The organism is Streptomyces sp. NPDC048331 (genome assembly GCF_043201215.1).
Lineage (GTDB): Bacteria > Actinomycetota > Actinomycetes > Streptomycetales > Streptomycetaceae > Streptomyces.
The window spans coordinates 282,354-297,916 of record NZ_JBICYT010000001.1; the positions used below are offsets into that span (position 1 = coordinate 282,354).

Annotated in this window: 15 protein-coding genes; 9 read left to right on the forward strand and 6 right to left on the reverse strand. The window is 72.6% G+C overall.

Annotated features, from left to right (window positions below):
• Positions 1-5 precede the first annotated feature (5 nt).
• Complete coding sequence (locus tag ACGFYY_RS01270; protein ID WP_393706826.1) at positions 6-1,244, forward strand: histidine kinase dimerization/phospho-acceptor domain-containing protein; 1,239 nt, start codon at positions 6-8, stop codon at positions 1,242-1,244.
• A 694-nt stretch (positions 1,245-1,938) separates the two neighbouring features.
• On the opposite strand, the gene ACGFYY_RS01275 is transcribed toward ACGFYY_RS01270, so the two are convergent.
• The 3 genes from ACGFYY_RS01275 to ACGFYY_RS01285 form a co-directional block, all read right to left on the reverse strand.
• Positions 1,939-2,208 carry a hypothetical protein gene (locus ACGFYY_RS01275; RefSeq protein ID WP_393706518.1) on the reverse strand — a complete coding sequence of 90 codons (270 nt, stop codon included), beginning with the start codon at positions 2,206-2,208 and terminating at the stop codon, positions 1,939-1,941.
• A 10-nt stretch (positions 2,209-2,218) separates the two neighbouring features.
• On the reverse strand, positions 2,219-2,932 hold the full coding sequence (locus tag ACGFYY_RS01280) for a TetR/AcrR family transcriptional regulator (protein WP_033218783.1): 714 nt from the start codon (positions 2,930-2,932) through the stop codon (positions 2,219-2,221).
• A gap of 96 nt (positions 2,933-3,028) precedes the next feature.
• Entirely contained in the window at positions 3,029-3,958 is a 930-nt protein-coding gene (locus ACGFYY_RS01285; protein WP_030772639.1) for a diiron oxygenase, read from the reverse strand.
• 168 nt (positions 3,959-4,126) lie between these two features.
• On the opposite strand from ACGFYY_RS01285, the gene ACGFYY_RS01290 reads away from it, so the two are divergent.
• On the forward strand, positions 4,127-5,236 hold the full coding sequence (locus ACGFYY_RS01290) for a ferritin-like domain-containing protein (protein ID WP_393706519.1): 1,110 nt from the start codon (positions 4,127-4,129) through the stop codon (positions 5,234-5,236).
• A gap of 43 nt (positions 5,237-5,279) precedes the next feature.
• On the opposite strand, the gene ACGFYY_RS01295 is transcribed toward ACGFYY_RS01290, so the two are convergent.
• Both ACGFYY_RS01295 and ACGFYY_RS01300 read right to left on the reverse strand, forming a co-directional pair.
• Positions 5,280-6,740: a penicillin-binding transpeptidase domain-containing protein gene (locus tag ACGFYY_RS01295; RefSeq protein ID WP_393706520.1), complete on the reverse strand. Its 1,461-nt coding sequence runs from the start codon at positions 6,738-6,740 to the stop codon at positions 5,280-5,282.
• The gene (locus ACGFYY_RS01300; RefSeq protein ID WP_365269624.1) at positions 6,737-8,107 is read right to left on the reverse strand and encodes an FtsW/RodA/SpoVE family cell cycle protein; all 1,371 of its coding nucleotides are present in this window, start codon (positions 8,105-8,107) and stop codon (positions 6,737-6,739) included. Before ACGFYY_RS01300 ends, ACGFYY_RS01295 begins: the two co-directional genes overlap by 4 nt.
• A gap of 106 nt (positions 8,108-8,213) precedes the next feature.
• Between ACGFYY_RS01300 and ACGFYY_RS01305 the strand changes: the two genes are divergently transcribed.
• From ACGFYY_RS01305 to ACGFYY_RS01335, 7 genes are all read left to right on the forward strand, one after another.
• Positions 8,214-8,621 carry a DUF6325 family protein gene (locus ACGFYY_RS01305; RefSeq protein ID WP_365269627.1) on the forward strand — a complete coding sequence of 136 codons (408 nt, stop codon included), beginning with the start codon at positions 8,214-8,216 and terminating at the stop codon, positions 8,619-8,621.
• Positions 8,621-9,073, forward strand: a complete 453-nt coding sequence (locus ACGFYY_RS01310; RefSeq protein WP_393706521.1) for an SHOCT domain-containing protein — start codon at positions 8,621-8,623, stop codon at positions 9,071-9,073. The genes ACGFYY_RS01305 and ACGFYY_RS01310 overlap by 1 nt, the downstream gene beginning before the upstream one ends.
• 211 nt (positions 9,074-9,284) lie before the next feature.
• A complete protein-coding gene (locus tag ACGFYY_RS01315) occupies positions 9,285-9,752 on the forward strand; it encodes a hypothetical protein (protein ID WP_393706522.1) in 468 nt (155 codons plus the stop codon).
• Between the two features lie 88 nt (positions 9,753-9,840).
• Positions 9,841-10,077 (forward strand): hypothetical protein, encoded by a 237-nt coding sequence (locus ACGFYY_RS01320; RefSeq protein ID WP_393706523.1) that lies wholly within the window; start codon positions 9,841-9,843, stop codon positions 10,075-10,077.
• A gap of 80 nt (positions 10,078-10,157) precedes the next feature.
• Positions 10,158-10,631, forward strand: a complete 474-nt coding sequence (locus tag ACGFYY_RS01325) for a carboxymuconolactone decarboxylase family protein (RefSeq protein ID WP_365272617.1) — start codon at positions 10,158-10,160, stop codon at positions 10,629-10,631.
• A 76-nt stretch (positions 10,632-10,707) separates the two neighbouring features.
• Positions 10,708-11,631, forward strand: coding sequence for an RNA polymerase sigma-70 factor (locus ACGFYY_RS01330; RefSeq protein WP_393706524.1), 924 nt, complete (start codon positions 10,708-10,710; stop codon positions 11,629-11,631).
• A gap of 1,557 nt (positions 11,632-13,188) precedes the next feature.
• Positions 13,189-14,346, forward strand: a complete 1,158-nt coding sequence (locus tag ACGFYY_RS01335; protein WP_393706827.1) for an NlpC/P60 family protein — start codon at positions 13,189-13,191, stop codon at positions 14,344-14,346.
• Here the strand turns inward: ACGFYY_RS01335 and ACGFYY_RS01340 are convergent.
• Positions 14,298-15,557 (reverse strand): styrene monooxygenase/indole monooxygenase family protein, encoded by a 1,260-nt coding sequence (locus ACGFYY_RS01340; RefSeq protein ID WP_365272609.1) that lies wholly within the window; start codon positions 15,555-15,557, stop codon positions 14,298-14,300. The genes ACGFYY_RS01335 and ACGFYY_RS01340 overlap by 49 nt on opposite strands.
• Between the last annotated feature and the right edge of the window lie 6 nt (positions 15,558-15,563).

Genomic DNA, 15,563 nt, shown 5'->3' on the forward strand with positions numbered 1-15,563 from the left:
CCCCCCTGCCGCCCCTGCGGCTGCCGTCCTGGACCGCCACGCTGACCTGGAAGTCGGCGTGCTTCATCGTGGTGATGTGCTGCTCGCTGGCGGCCGTGCTGGGGGCCCTCGTGCACGTGGAGGTGACCCGGCAGACGGTGGCCACGGCGCGGGAGAAGGCCCTCGGCAAACTGCTGGAGGTCTCACGCGCGTACGAGGCGGGCGAGCCCCTTCCGCGCGGATCCTGGCTGGACCCCGTCGGGCTGCCGCCTGAGCTGCGCGCGCTCGCCGTCAGCGGGCGCCGGGGCACGCTGGTGGCGGACCACCGGGGTCGCCCGACCATGTGGGCGGCGGGCCCGGCGGACGGCCGGGCGCTCGCGGCCGCCGTCGACTACGGGCAGAGCGCCCGGACGATCAGCGGGCTGGACAACGCGATCATCGGGTCGTCGCTGCTGGCGATCGGCGGGACACTGCTGATGGGCGCGTTCGCGGTGACCCGGGTGACCCGGCGGCTGCACCTGACGGCGGCGGTGGCCCGGCGGATCACCCAGGGCGACCTCGACGCGCGGGTGAACGACCCGCGGACCAGGACCCCCGCACGGCACCAGGACGAGGTGGCGACGGTGGCCGCGGCCCTGGACACCATGGCCGGGAGCCTGCAGTCGAAGCTGGAGAGCGAGCGGCGGTTCACGGCGGACGTGGCGCACGAGCTGCGCACGCCGCTGACGGGTCTGCAGGCGGCGTCGGAGTTGCTGCCGGAGAGCCGGCCGACGGAGCTGGTGCGCGAGCGGGTCCGGACGATGCGGCAGCTGACGGAGGACCTGCTGGAGATCTCCCGGCTGGACTCGGGCAGCGAAGTGGTGGAGAGCGATCTGCACCAGCTGGGGCGGCTGGTACGCCGGGTGGTACGGGCGTCAGGGACCGACACGGAGGTGGTGGTCGTCCGGGACGCGCACGTGGAGACGGACCGGCGGCGGCTGGAACGGGTGCTCGGGAACCTGGTGGCCAATGCCCACAAGCACGGGCGTGCGCCGGTGGTACTGACGGTGGACGGGCCGGTGGTGACGGTACGGGACCACGGGGACGGGTTCCCCGCGTACCTGGTGGCGCACGGCCCGCAGCGCTTCCGCAGCGGGGGCGGCAAGGGCCACGGGCTGGGGCTGACGATCGCCGTGGGGCAGGCCGGGGTGATCGGGGCGCGGCTGGAGTTCCTGGAGGCGGAGGGGGGCGGGGGCCTGGCGGTCCTCACCCTGCCGGGTTCCTAGCCGGAGGCTCGGCGGGGTCCGGGGGCCGGTGCTCCACGGGGTCCGCTCCGCGGCGGCCTGGGCTCTGCGGGGCCCGCTTCGCGGGGTCCGGGGCCGGGCCTTCGTGGGGCTCCGCGGATCTGACGCTCGGCGGGGTTCCGGGGGCTCGGCGGGGCTCGGCCGTGGGGCGCGGTCGGAGCGGGCTCCGGTCGGGGCCGGGCGCGCGCCGGGGCGTCTCCTCGGGCGCCGAACGTAACGCGGGGTCGGAACGTCGGGCGGCAGTGCGTTCGGCGCCCTGCGGGGATCGCCCCGGCACACACCCGGCCCCGACCTCCGCGCCCTGCCGGGTTCCTGGCCGGAGGCTCGACCGGGTACGGAGCGGGGGCTCCCCCGTCGCGGGACCGGGCGGAGGGTGGGGACGGGTGTGTGTCGGGGTGTCCCCGCAGGGCGCCGAACGCCTTGCCGCCGCGCTTTCCGACCCCTCGTCACGTTCGGCGGCCGAGGAGACACCCCGGCGCGCGCCCGGCCCCACCCGGAGCCCCGCCCCAGCCGCCCACTGCCTCGCCCCGCCCCGTGGTACCCGGCTTCGGCCCGAGCACACCGCGCACCCCGGCCGAGCCTGCGGCAGCGCACCGCACCCCGGCCGAGCCCGCGGCAGCGCACCGCACCCCGGCCGAGCCCGTAGCCGAGCCTCCGGCCAGGAACCGGCCCGAGGTCAGGTTTTCGGGGGCTTCGTCCAGGGCCAGCGGGGTTTCGGCTTGGTGCCCGAGGGGCGGAAGTCGTACTTCCACCCCTTCTGCAGGCCGAGCCGCTTGGAGTACCCGGCCGGGACGCGTTCGTACAGCAGGACCGTGGGCGGGCCGCCGTCCGGCGTCGGGACGGGGATCTCGTACCACTTCGGGGGGTGTCCGGTCGGGCCGAGGAGGACGGGGAGGACCCGGCCGTCCATCGGGCCGCCCTCGAACGGGGTCGGTTGGCTTCTCACCCCATCAGTGTCACAGCAGGTGGGCGGCCTCGGACACCACCGGGACGACGCGGCGGGCCAGGACCCCGACCGGGCCGTCGGGCGATTCCAGGGCGAGGGCGGCCCGGGCGGCCGCGGCCGTCTCCGGGTCCGTGGCGGCGGTGGCCGTCAGCAGGGCGATGAACTGGTCCAGCAGCCAGTCCCGGAGGTGCTCGACCTCGGGCTGCTTGCCCTCGTCGATCCAGATGAGGGAGGCGGCCTCGACGGCCGTGATCCACGTACGGACCATCATGCGCAGCCGGGGGCCGGGGGTCGGCACGCCCAGGTGGACGAGGATCTGCTCGGCGGCGGCCCGCCGGATGCCGTCGACCGTGGCGGTCGTGCGGGAGGTCTCGACGACGCTGCCGCCCTGGAGGAGGGCCGCGAAACCGGCGTCGTGTTCGTCGACGAAGGCGAGGTAGCGGTCCAGGGCCCGGGACAGTCGCCGGGTCAGGGGCCCTTCCTGGGGTTCGGCGAAGCACAGTTCGAGGACGTCGGCGGCCGAGCGGAGCGCGGCCTCGTAGAGCTGTTGCTTGCCGCCCGGGAAGTAGCGGTAGACGAGCGGGCGGGACACTCCGGCGGCTTCGGCGACATCGTCGAGCGAGACCTCCTCCGGCGCCCGGTGCGCGAACAGCGAGAGGGCCGCGTCGAGGAGTTGGGCTCGCCGCTCCTCGACGCTCAGCCTGCGGTACGCGCGTACGGTCATGTCCGCAGGGTAGCCCCGCGCACGTCGGACGGGTGGGTGTCCCGGCGATCGGGCAGGATCCCGCCGGTCGACCCCCGCGCCGGGCCCGGCCGTCCCCTACGCCAGCAGCCCCGAGCTCTTCCAGAGCTTGCGGCCGACACCGCGCAGCACGCCGATGTCGTCGAGGAAGTCGGTGAGCCGCTTCGCGCCGCTCTGCATGACCTCGCGGCGGTGGCCGCTGGCCTTCACCTGGGCGACGGCCTCGCGGCGGTCCAGGCCGACGTTGTCGTAAACGGCCGGGTTGACGAAGGCCAGCGAGAAGACGCGGGCGGCCTCGCCGCAGCTGATCCGGGTGAGTTCCTGCTCCCAGCGCGGGGCCGTCAGCATCTGGCGGCGCAGTTCCTCGCGGGCGTAGCGGACGTGCCGGGCCTCCTCGATGACGTGGATCCGGGTGACGCCGCGGACCAGCGGCTGGACGCGCTCGTCCGGGAAGGTCAGGCGCTGCATCCAGTCGAGGATCTCTTCACCGAGGAGGGTGCAGGCGAAGGAGCCGGGGGTGGTGGAGACGGTCTTCAGGATCCGCGCGAGGTTGTGGTTGAGGCGGGAGACGGGGTACTCGGGGGCGCCGGCCTTCTGGATCATGCGGGCGAACATCATCGAGTGGCGGCACTCGTCGGCGATCTCGGTGAGCGCGTAGCGGACGTGATTGCTGGTCAGGGACTTGTCGTAGATGTGCCGGACCATGAGCTGCATGAGGATGATCTCGAACCAGATGCCGAGCGAGCCGAGGGCCGCCGCCTCGTGGCGGGAGAGGTCGATGCGCTGCTCCTCCCCCATCTTCTTCCACAGCGGGGTGTCGTAGAGGGAGAGCAGTTCCGGCGGCCAGTAGTACTTGCCCTCGATGGGGGGTGAGTCCCAGTCGAGTTCCTTGTCGGGGTCGAAGGAGTGCTTGGCCGAGGATTCGAGCAGTCGCTCGGCTATCTGCTCGCGGTCCTTGAGCAGGCCGAGGGCGTCCTGGAGCGCGGCTCGTTCGGTCACGGTGGTCATGGGTTCGGACACCTTGTCGTCGAGTTACCGGCTGTCTCCTCTTATGAGACTGCCTGTCAGCAAGGTCGTCAATCCCTCGCGCACGACTTGTTGACCCCGTGTCTACCAACGTGTGACGCTGCCAACTGTCCGGTCCCACACGGCAGTACGTGAGACGAGGGGGCGTCAGTGTCGACGCATGAGCTCTACACCGAGAACCCGGGCGAGCCGGTCTGGCAGGTCCCCGCCGCCGGTTCCGCCCGCTTCAGCTGGGAGTACGCCGACGGCCGCGAGCGGCTGCTGGCGCTCTACCAGAAGGGCAAGGACAAACAGTGGGACGGCGGCAAGCGCATCGACTGGGACATCGAGGTGGACCCGTACGATCCGCTGGGCACCCCCGAGGAGGCCCTTCCGCTGTACGGGACGCGGCACTGGGCCAAGCTCACCGCGAAGGACAAGGGCGAGCTGCGCCGGCACTACGCCTCCTGGAACTTCAGCCAGTTCCTGCACGGCGAGCAGGGCGCGATGGTGTGCGCCGCCCGCATCGTGGAGTCGGTGCCCGACCTGGACGCGAAGTTCTACTCCGCCACGCAGACCATGGACGAGGCCCGGCACGCCGAGATCTTCGGGCGCTTCCTGCACGAGAAGGTCGGGATGCTCTACCCGATCAACGACAGCCTCCAGGGGCTGCTGGGCGACACCCTGCGCGACTCCCGCTGGGACATGCCGTACCTGGGCATGCAGGTGCTCATCGAGGGGCTGGCCCTGGCCGCCTTCGGCATGATCCGGGACACGACCACCAAGCCGCTGCCGAAGCAGCTGCTGGCGTACGTGATGCAGGACGAGGCCCGGCACGTGGCCTTCGGGCGGATGGCACTGCGCGACTACTACAAACAGCTCACCGATGCCGAGCTGCGTGAGCGCGAGGAGTTCGTGATCGAGGGCTGCTACCTGATGCGGGACCGGCTGCTCGGGGTGGAGGTGCTGCAGAACTTCGGCATCGGGGCCAAGGAGGCGACGCAGCTCAGTGAGCAGTCGGAATTCCTGCACCTGTTCCGCAAGCTGCTGTTCAGCAGGATCGTGCCGTGCGTGAAGGACATCGGACTGTGGGGCGAGCGGCTGCAGCGCGCCTACCTGGACCTCGGCGTCTTCGACATGGGCGACTCGAACCTGGACCTGCTGATGAGCCAGGACGAGGAGATCGCCGAGGCCCTGGACCGCGAGCGGTTCGCGGCCGAGGAGTCGGCGCGGGTGGCGGAGGTCGAGTCCGCCGTCGCGGACGGGGCGGACGCCTCCTAGGCCGCCTCCCCCGCTCGGGATCCGACTCGGGCTCCGGCGGGGGTCAGCCGGTGGCCAGCGCCGCTTCCATCACCGCCCGCGCGATCGGGGCCGCCGCGCCGTTGCCGCTGATGTCGCCCCGGTCGGCCGACGCGTCCTCGACCACCACCGCGACCGCCACCTGCGGCAGGGCCGTGCCCTCGGCCTTGGCCCAGGAGATGAACCAGGCGTACGGGGTCCCCGCGTTGCCGACCCCGTGCTGCGCGGTGCCCGTCTTGCCGCCGACCACCGCGCCGGGGATCGCGGCGTTCTTGCCGGTGCCGTTCTCCACCACCTTCACCATCAGCTCCTGCATCCGCAGGGCGGTGGCCGGGTTCATCGCCCGGCCCAGGCCGCGCCGGCTGCCGCGCCGGACCTGAGAGCCGTCGTCCTGGGTCGTCCGGTCCACCAGATACGGGTACGGGAGCTCGCCGCCGTTCGCCACGGCCGCCGCCACCATCGCCATCTGCAGTGGTGTCGCCTTGGTGTTGAACTGCCCGATCGAGGAGAGGGCCAGCTGGTCCTGGCTCATGTCGGTGTCGAAGTTCGAACGGGACACCCACGAGGGCACCCGCAGCCCCTCGGCGTTGAAGCCGAAGCGCCGCGCCGCCTCCACCATCCCGCGCAGCCCGACCTGCACCCCGATCTTCGCCATCACCGTGTTGCAGGACCACTGCACGGCCTCCGCCATCGAGGCGTCCTCGCAGCCGGTGCCGGCGTTCGGCAGCAGGGTGCTGGTCCCGGGCAGCGGGTAGGGGTCGGGGGTCCGGGTCGGCGCGTCCACATCGGTGACCACGCCCGCGTCGAGGGCGGCCGCCGCCGTCACGATCTTGAAGGTGGAGCCGGGCGGATACGTCTCGCGCAGCGCCCGGTTGAGCATCGGCCGGGCGGGGTCCGCGTTCAGGGCGGTCCAGGCCTCCTTGACCTTCGTACCCGTACCGGAGAGCACGGACGGGTCGTACGAGGGGCTGCTGACCAGCGCCAGGATCTTCCCCGTGGCCGGCTCGACGGCGGCCACCGCGCCGCGCTTGCCCGCGAGCCCGGCGTACGCGGCCCGCTGCATGCCGGCGCGGACCGTGGTGGCGGCGTTCCCGCCGGCGGGGCGGCCGCGGGCCAGTTCGTACCAGAGCGGGAAGGCCGAGAGCCCCGGGTCGGTGCCCGACAGGATCGCGTCCTCGGCGCGCTCGACGAAGCTGGTCCCGTAGATCTGGGAGGAGAAGCCGGTGACGGGCGCGTAGAGCGGGCCGTTCGTGTACGTGCGCTCGTAGCGCAGCAGTTGGCCGCTGTCGCGGGAGCCGGTGACGGGGCGCCCGTCGACCAGGATGTCCCCGCGCGGTTCGGCGTAGCGCTCGATGGCGGGGCGCTTGTTGGCCGGGTTCGCGCCGTAGGCGGCGGACTCCCAGACCTGTACGCGGGCGATGTTGACCAGCAGGGCGACCAGCAGGAGGGCGCAGAAGTACGCACACCAGCGGATGTAGCGGATCACTCGACCGGCTCCTTCGCGGGGCGGGGTCTGCGGGCGCTGTCGCTGAGCCGGACCAGCAGAGCGACGATGATCCAGTTGGTGACGACGGAGGAGCCGCCCTGGGCGAGGAAGGGCATGGCCATGCCGGTGAGCGGGATCAGGCCGGTGACGCCGCCCGTGATGACGAACACCTGGAGCGCGACGATGGAGGCGAGTCCGGTGGCGAGCAGCCGCCCGAAGGGGTCGCGCAGGGCGAGTCCGGCGCGGAAGCCGCGGGCGACGAGGAGCCCGTAGAGGAGCAGGATCGCGGCGAGGCCGACGAGGCCGAGCTCCTCACCGGCGGTGGCGAGGATGAAGTCCGACTTGGCGGCGAAGCCGATGAGGAAGGACTGGCCGTGGCCGAGCCCGGCGCCGAGGAGACCTCCGGCGCCGAAGGCGAAGAGGGACTGGGCGAGCTGGCCGGGGCCCTCGCCCCGCTCGATGGAGGCGAAAGGATTAAGCCAGTCGTCCACCCGGCCGTGCACGTGCGGTTCGAAGGTACCGACGGCGTACGCGCCGAGGGCGGCGAGCAGGAGCCCGATCGCGATCCAGCCGATCCGCCCGGTGGCCGTGAACAGCATGATCACGAACAGTCCGAAGAACAGCAGTGAGGTTCCCAGGTCCCGCTCCAGAACCAGGACGCCGACGCTGAGCAGCCAGATCGCGAGGATCGGGCCGAGGACGCGGCCGGGGAGGAGCCGGAGCTTCCAGAAGAGTCGGCGGCCGGTGAGGGCGAGCGCGGTGCGGTTCGCGGCGAGGTAGGCGGCGAAGAAGACCGCGAGCAGGATCTTGGCGAACTCCCCCGGCTGGAAGGAGAGCCCGGCGAACCGGATCCAGATGTGCGCGCCGTTGACCGCCGGGAAGAAGACGGGGATCAGCATCAGGACGAGGGCCACGGCGACGGAGAGGTAGGCGTAGCGCTGGAGCACCCGGTGGTCCCGGAGCAGCACGACGACCAGCACGCAGAGCCCCACGCCCAGGGCGGACCACAGGAGTTGGTCCCCGGCGGTGAGGTGGCCGGGGGTGGTCACGTCGAGGCGCTGGATGAGGACCAGGCCGAGGCCGTTGAGGAGCACGGCGATGGGGAGCAGGAGGGGGTCGGCGTACGGGGCCCGCAGCCGGACGGCGAGGTGCGCGATCAGGGCGGCGGCGCACAGGCCGGTGGCGTAGCGGGCGGCGGTGCCGGGGAGGTGGCCGGTGGTCGCGAGGCCGACGTAGAGGTGACCGAGTACGGAGATCAGGACGGCTCCGGCGAGGAGCGTCAGCTCGACGCCGCGCCGCTTGGGGGCGCCGGCGCCGGGGGGCGGGGGCGGGGCGGGCTCCGTCACCTTCGCCGTCAGAGCGGTCATAGACCGAAACGTAGCAAGCAGACGGATGATATGTCCGCTTATGTCATAGTGTGCCGAAGAGTCGTCATAAACGGTCAGAAGTGTCGAAAGTGAGGAGCCGAGGCGCATGGGACCTGTGGAATTCATCGTCCTCGCCTTCCCGGAGGAGCAGCTGCGGGCCCCCGCGGTCGAGGCCGTGATGGGGCTGCGCAAGACCGGGGTGGTCCGGCTGATCGACGGGATCGTGGCGACGAGGACGGCGTCCGGGGATGTCCTGGCGGCCGAGTTCGACGAGTTCGTGGAGCTGAACGGCCTGCTGACGGGCCGGGACGTGGCGCGGCTGATCGGGCCGGAGGACATCCAGGAGGCGGCGGGGCTGCTGGCACGCGGGAGCTGCGCGCTGCTGCTCGTGGTCGAACACCTGTGGGCCGAGGACGCGGCGATCGCCGTACGGGCGGCGGGCGGCCGGATCGTCGGCTCGGTCCGCATCCCGCCGGACCGGGTACCGGCGGACCCACGGGCGGGGGTGGCCTGATGTTCATCCGCCCGATGGGAGTGACCGTCCGCGCGGCGGACCGCCCGCCGGGGCACCCGCTGCTACGTGGCCTGCTGGCGAGGGCGTCGGGAGCGGCGGAGGCGACGGCGGGCTCGGTGGGTACGTCGGGTCCGGCAGGTCCGGCAGGTCCGGCGGGCGGTTCGGCCGGTCCGGCGTCCGCGCGCCCGCCGGTCCGAACCGAACCGCCGGCCGGGGCACAGCCGGCGCCGCCGGCCGAGGCGTTGGCCGAGGCGCCGGTCGGGGCATGGACGGAGCCCCCGCCCGAGCCCGTGCAGCGGGCCGAACCGGAGCCGCCGGCGGCGAGCACGCCGGACCACCCCGCCCCGGCCGGCCTGGTGGCGGAGCTCACCCAGCTGGCCGAACTCGCCCGCGAGGGCCTGCTGACCCCGCAGGAGTTCACGACGGCCAAGGCCCGCCTGCTGCGGGGCTGACCCGCACCGACCGGTCGGGGCAGCCGGCTGCCGCCAGGACCGGGGCGACCGGGAGCGGACAGGAGGCGCGGGGATGCGGGGATGCGGGGATGCGCGGGCGCCTTCCGCGTGGTCCGGCGGCGCGTGGCACGGACGGCGGTGCCGGAGGCCGGGCATCACCCGTCGACACCGCCGCGGCGCTCTGTCGGTGGCCGGATCCAGAATCGACCGTATGAGTGACTACTACGACCTGTTCCTGACGGTGGAACTGCCGCAGGACCTGCCCGAGCCGGCGATGCGGGAGCTGAGGTGGCTCCTGGGCGAGGCGGAGGCGCCGACACCGCTCACGTCGGCCGACTGGGAGACCTGGGGATACCCGTGGCAGGTCTTCGACGGCGGCGTCCCGAGCCACGCCTTCGACGGGGTGGACAGCTCGTCCCTGCTGCGGACCGAGCAGACGTACGCGGACGGCAGCACGCCCTGGGCCCTGACCGTCCGGACGTGCGTCCACGAGGACGAGTTCGGGATCGTGATGGAGGTCGTCGCATGGGTGCTCGAACTCGCCAGCACCCGGGGGTGGGTCGGCTTCCTGCGGTATACCGGCTCGGACGCGGTCCAGCACCTCCTGCGCCATGAGGACGGGTTCGACGTGGTCGACGTACGCGCGAGCGGACGGCCGGACCGGGTGGCCTTCGGGTAGCCGCGCGCCGTGGACGGCGAGAGCACGGGTTCTCCAGCCACCGGATGGCCGGCGTCGACATCTGGGACCGCACCTCCAACGCCACCGGATGGCAGGCACTCCTCGGCGACCGGTGCGGCGCACCGGACCTCTCGCGGACGAGGACGTGGCCTACCCCGACGCCCTCCGGCGGGCCGGCGGCCAGGCCGAACCGCACGTACGGCCGGGCGCCTTCCACGGCTTCGACGGCCTCGCTCCCGAGGCGACCCTCGGCCAGGACGCCCGCGACGCCCGTACACGCCGGCTCCGACGCGCCCTCACGCGGTCCGCGAACCTGGAGACGTAGGTCACACGCGCCCGTGTCACAGGGGGCCGGGCCGTCTCGTCTCAGGGATGTAGCCGACGACGACCACCGAGGAGCACACCATGGACGCACGACTGAACCTCTTCGCAGGCCCGACCACCGGCAAGGTCTTGAAGCACCTCATGTCGGCCGGGAAGGTGATCAAGGACTCGTCACTGCCGGCCGCGACGCAGGAACTGGTGTCGCTGCGCGTGAGCCAGATCAACGGCTGCGCCGTCTGCATCGACATGCACACCAAGGAGGCCACCGCCGCCGGTGAGACCTCGGTGCGACTGCACCTGGTGGCGGCATGGCGCGAGGCCACGGTCTTCACCGAGGCCGAGCGTGCCGCGCTGGAGCTGGCGGAGGAGGGCACCCGCACCGCGGACGGGGCCGGCGGGGTGGCCGACGAGGTGTGGGCACGCGCCGCCAAGCACTACGACGAGGAGGAACTCAACGCCCTGGTCCTGCTGATCGCCTTCATGAACATGGCGAACCGGATCAACCTCATCACCCAGCAGCCCGGTGGCGACTACGTGGCCGGACAGTTCCACTGAAGGCGCCGGCGCGGGCTTGCCCTCCCCCGCGGCGTCCCTGATGATCATGCAGGGCCACCGGGGGAGGACAGTCGGCATGAGCAAGGTCGAGGAATTCGAGGATCTGCGGTCACTGCTGTTCTCGATCGCCTACCGGATCCTGGGCAGCGTGAGTGAGGCCGAGGACGCGGTGCAGGAGACCTGGCTGCGCTTCGACGCCTCGCCGACCCGCCCCACCTCCACCAAGGCCTTCCTCTCCACAACGGTCACCCGGCTCTCGATCGACGTGCTGCGTTCCGCGCGGGTGCGGCGCGAGGAGTACGTCGGGCCGTGGTTCCCCGAGCCCCTGCTGAACGATCCCTACCAGGACCCCGCGCGGTCGGTGGAGCTGGCGGACTCGGTGTCGATGGCCGCGCTGCTGCTCCTGGAGCGGCTCAGCCCGCTGGAGCGCTCGGTGTTCGTCCTGCGGGAGGTCTTCGCCTTCGGCTTCGACGAGGTCGCCACGGCGGTGGGCCGGTCGGAGGCCGCCTGCCGGCAGCTGCTGGTCCGGGCGCGGCGGCACATGGAGGCCGGCCGGCCGAGGTTCCGGGCGGACCACCAGGAGCGGCAGGAACTGGCGACCCGGTTCCTGGACGCGATGAAGGACGGCGACATCTGCGGGCTGCAGCGGCTGCTGGCCGCCGACGTCCAACTGGTCGGGGACAGCGGCGGCAAGGCCCCGCGGCTGGCCAGGGCCGTCACCGGCGCACAGAACGTGGCCCGCCTGCTCGCCGCGTCCTTCCCCTGGCTGTTCCACATCGGCGTGACCGCCGAGCCGCACGACGTGAACGGCGAGCCGGGCGCGATCGTCCGCGACCGGGACGGCAAGGTGCTCCACGTCCTGGCCTTCGAGATGCTCGAAGGCCAGGTCCGCACCATCCGCTCGGTGGTCAACCCGGACAAGCTCGCCCACCTGGGCCCGGTCGCCGACGCCTGGGCCGTCGACCGTGCGGTCCGAGAGGCCCGGCGCGCGTCGAGGTGACGGGGACGGGGCGGGACGGGCAGAGCGGGGCGGTGGCTTCGGGGGGCGGGAGCCCCTCGGGCGGCATCACAGTGGGGTATGGGGGTTTCCCGTCAGTCCCATCGTCCCTCCGGGTCGGGCCGGTCCCTCAAGGGCGCTCCTTCGTCGCGTCGCTTCGCGATGTCGCTGCGCTCCACCCTTGACCGACCGTCCCGCCCCGGAGAAACGAAAGACTGCCGAGAAGCCCCCAAAAGAACGAGCCGGCCGAGGGCACGAAGGACGGGGCGATCACAGACGCCCAGGCAGACGTGGGTGGGCACGGTCCCGAGACGGGGCCCATCAGAGACCCGCGCGGGGGCGATGGGGCGCGCCCAATCACTACGCGCTCCACACGTATCAGCGTCCGACGACCGTCTTGAGCTGGGCATAGGCCGCCCACGAGGTCGGTTCGATGCTCGATCTGCGTCCAACGCCCGGCTGCTGCTGGGCATTGGCCGCCTCAGATCGCTACGCGCTTCTCCGGGACTGCGACCGCCGGCCGTCGAGGACGGTAGAGGGGCGCTGGGAGGAGCGGACGGCCGACAGCTCTCCTAATCCGTCGTAGATCTGGGTCAGCGCCAACATGACACCACAAACTCGCACACAATCAGGGGCAATTGGGGCACACTGACGGTCTTTTGGGGCGCCCACTCACGTTGACCCGCATCCACGACGAAATAGCCGCACTCCCTCGCCCGTCCGCCGGGGACGGCCGTCCGACGCCTCGCATCGAGGGCGCCCCCGGGCGGTGGGTGGTGGGCGGCCGGCGCCGGGCGGCCGTCGGACGCATATCGATCGCCGGACCGAGAGCGTGGGCGGCCTCTGCCCAGCCACAGCCGGGCGTCGGACGCATATCGAGGACCGGACCGGGACCGTAGGCGGCCTATGTCCGGCCCAAGACGTGTCGCGGACGCTGAGAGATCAGGAGCGCGTAGCGATGGGACGCGCTTCCCCCCGACCCAGGCCCGGGCCGGGCTGGGCCCCGCCTCTCGGACGTACCTCTTCACGCCCGACCAGGCAGCACATCTCCGACCACCCCGTCCCTCAGACCTTCGGCCGGCTCGTTCTTTTGGGGGCTTCTCGGCAGTCTTTCGTTTCTCCGGGGCGGGACGGTCGGTCAAGGGTGGAGCGCAGCGACATCGCGAAGCGACGCGACGAAGGAGCGCCCTTGAGGGACCGGCCCGCCCCGGAGGGACGATGGGACTGACGGGAAACCCCCATACCCCTCCCCGATGCCGCCCGAGGGGCTCCCGCCCCCCGAAGCCACCGCCCAGCCGCACCGACCCCATCCAGCCCGCTCCCGCACCCCCGCACCCCCGCACCCCCGAGCCCCCGCACCCCCGTTAAGCTTCACGGCCCCGCCCGGCCCACTCACACCCACCGAAACCGCCGCCCAGTCGGCTCCCGCTGCCGAAGCCCGCTCCCCCGGCCCCGCCCCCAACCGGGTGAGGGGGCGCGACCGGCCGACTCCGTTGGGCGATTTGTCATACCGGACGTGGCAGCATCGGCCGCCTCGGAGGTGATTCCATGTCATATCGGCTGTCACAGCGGCCGCTTCGCGCCGTCTGCATCGCCGCGGTACTCGTCGTCGCCGGGCCGGCCCCCGGGGCCGGGGCCGAGCCGGGGCTGCCCGAAGGGGAGTCCGTCGGGGTGCTGCTCACCCGCCTGCAAGGCCTCTACCAGAAGGCCGAGGAGGCCACCGAGGCCTACAACGCCACCGATGTGGCCCTGCGGGCCGGCCAGGCCGAGGAGCGGCTGCGCGCCGCCGAGCTGGGCCGGGCCCGTACGGCGCTGGACTCCGAGCGGGCCGTCGCCGGGCGGCTCGCCCGGGAGCAGTACCAGGGCGGCCAGGGGCTGTCCCCGTACGCCCGGATGCTGCTCGCCGGGAACCCGCAGGCCGCCCTGGACCAGCGTCGGCTCGCCGCCCGCGAGGGTGCCCGGCGGGCGGGCGTACTGGCCCGGCTCGCGCGGGGTGAGAAGAAGGCCGACGCGCTCGCCGTACGGGCCCGCGAAGCCCTGGACACCCGACAGACCCTGGCCGCGCGGCAGAAGGAGCACCAGGACGAGGTCGCGGCCCAGCTCAAGGAGGTCGAGCGGGTGCTCGCCGCCCTGACCCCGGACCAGCTGACCCGGCTCGGCGCGCAGGAGGCCGAGAACACCGCAGTCGCGCAGCGGAACCTGGTGGATTCCGGTCGCCTCCCGACCCGTACGGGCACGCCCACGGCGGCCGGTGGCGCCGCCCTCACCTATGCGGCGGCGCAGATCGGCAAGCCGTACGTCTGGGGCGCCGAGGGGCCGGGGTCCTTCGACTGCTCCGGGCTGACCTCGCAGGCCTGGGCGCACGCCGGGCGGGCCATCCCGCGGACCAGCCAGGAGCAGTGGGCCCAGCTGCCGAAGGTGCCGCTGGACCAGCTGCGGCCCGGGGACCTGGTGGTCTACTTCCCGAAGGCCACCCATGTGGGCCTGTACGTCGGCGACGGCAAGGTGATCCAGGCGCCGCGGCCGGGGGCCGTGGTGAAGGTCTCGCCGATCGCCGCGAACCCGCTGCTGGGGGCGGTCCGGCCGGACCCGGACGGGTCCCCGCTCGCGGAGTTCACCCCGCCCGCGCTGCCGGAGGCACCGGCGGCGCAGGCGGGGGACGATACGGGCTACTCCGCCGAGGAGGCTCCGACGGACGAGGCGACCTCCGCCAGGTAGTCGGCGGTGTCCTCGGGGTCGTAGAAGTACGCGTCGAAGTCGGCCGGGTTGTCGAAGCCGTTGGCGAATCGATTCGCCACCGGCTGGAGCTGCCCCGCCGCGCCGATCAGGTTCAGCACGTGCTCCGGCGGGACGCCCAGCATCGCGTTCGTCCACTGGGTCACCGGCTTGCCCGTGGTGAACCAGTACTTGTCGAAGGTGGCCTTCATCCAGGCCTCGTCGAACGGCTTGTCCCCGTGCATCAGGATCGACGACAGGTACGAGGCGGCGCACTTCGCGGCCGAGTTGGAGCCCTGTCCGGTGATCGGGTCGTTGGCGACGACCACGTCCGCGACACCCAGCACCAGGCCGCCTCCGGGGAGGCGGCCGATCGGGTTGCGGACCACCGGCGCGTAGCGCCCTGCGAGCGTGGCGCCCGCGTCCGTCAGCTCCACCTTCGTCGCGCGGGAGTACTCCCACGGCACGAACTTCTCCATCAGCTCCAGCGTGAGCGCCAGGTGCTCGGCCGGGTCCTTGATCCCGTTGAAGACGTCCAGCGGACCGCCCGGCACGCCCTCCCAGAACAGGATGTCGGCCCGGCCCGAGGTGGTCAGGGTGGGCATGACGAACAGCTCGCCGACACCCGGGACCAGGTTGCAACGGACCGCTTCGGTCTCCGGGTGCTCCGGGCGCGGGCCGAGGCCGTGCACGTAGGCGACGGCGAGCGCGCGCTGCGGGGCGTCGTAGGGGGAACGCGCCGCGTCCCGCCCGAACATCGAGACCAGCTCGCCCTTGCCGGCGGCGACCAGCACCAGGTCGTACGTACGGGAGAAGAAGTCGAGGTCGGCGACCGAGGCGCCGTGGATGACCAGCTGCCCGCCGCGCTGCACGAAGGTGTCGAGCCAGCCGGCCATCTTCACGCGCTGGTCCACGGACTGCGCGTATCCCTTGAGCCTGCCGAGCCAGTCGATGGCGCGGCCGGCGTCGGGGGTGGCGACGGAGACGCCGAGGCCCTCGATCTTCGGGGCCTGCTGCTCCCAGAAGTTGATCTGGAGGTCCCGCTCGTGCTGCAGGGCCGTGTCGAACATGCACTGCGTGGACATCACCCGCCCGGTGCGGATCTCGTCCGCCGTCCGGTTGGACATGAGGGTGACCTCGTACCCCTTCGACTGGAGTCCGAGGGCGAGCTGGAGACCGGACTGGCCGGCTCCCACGACGAGTATCTTGCGCATCTCTCA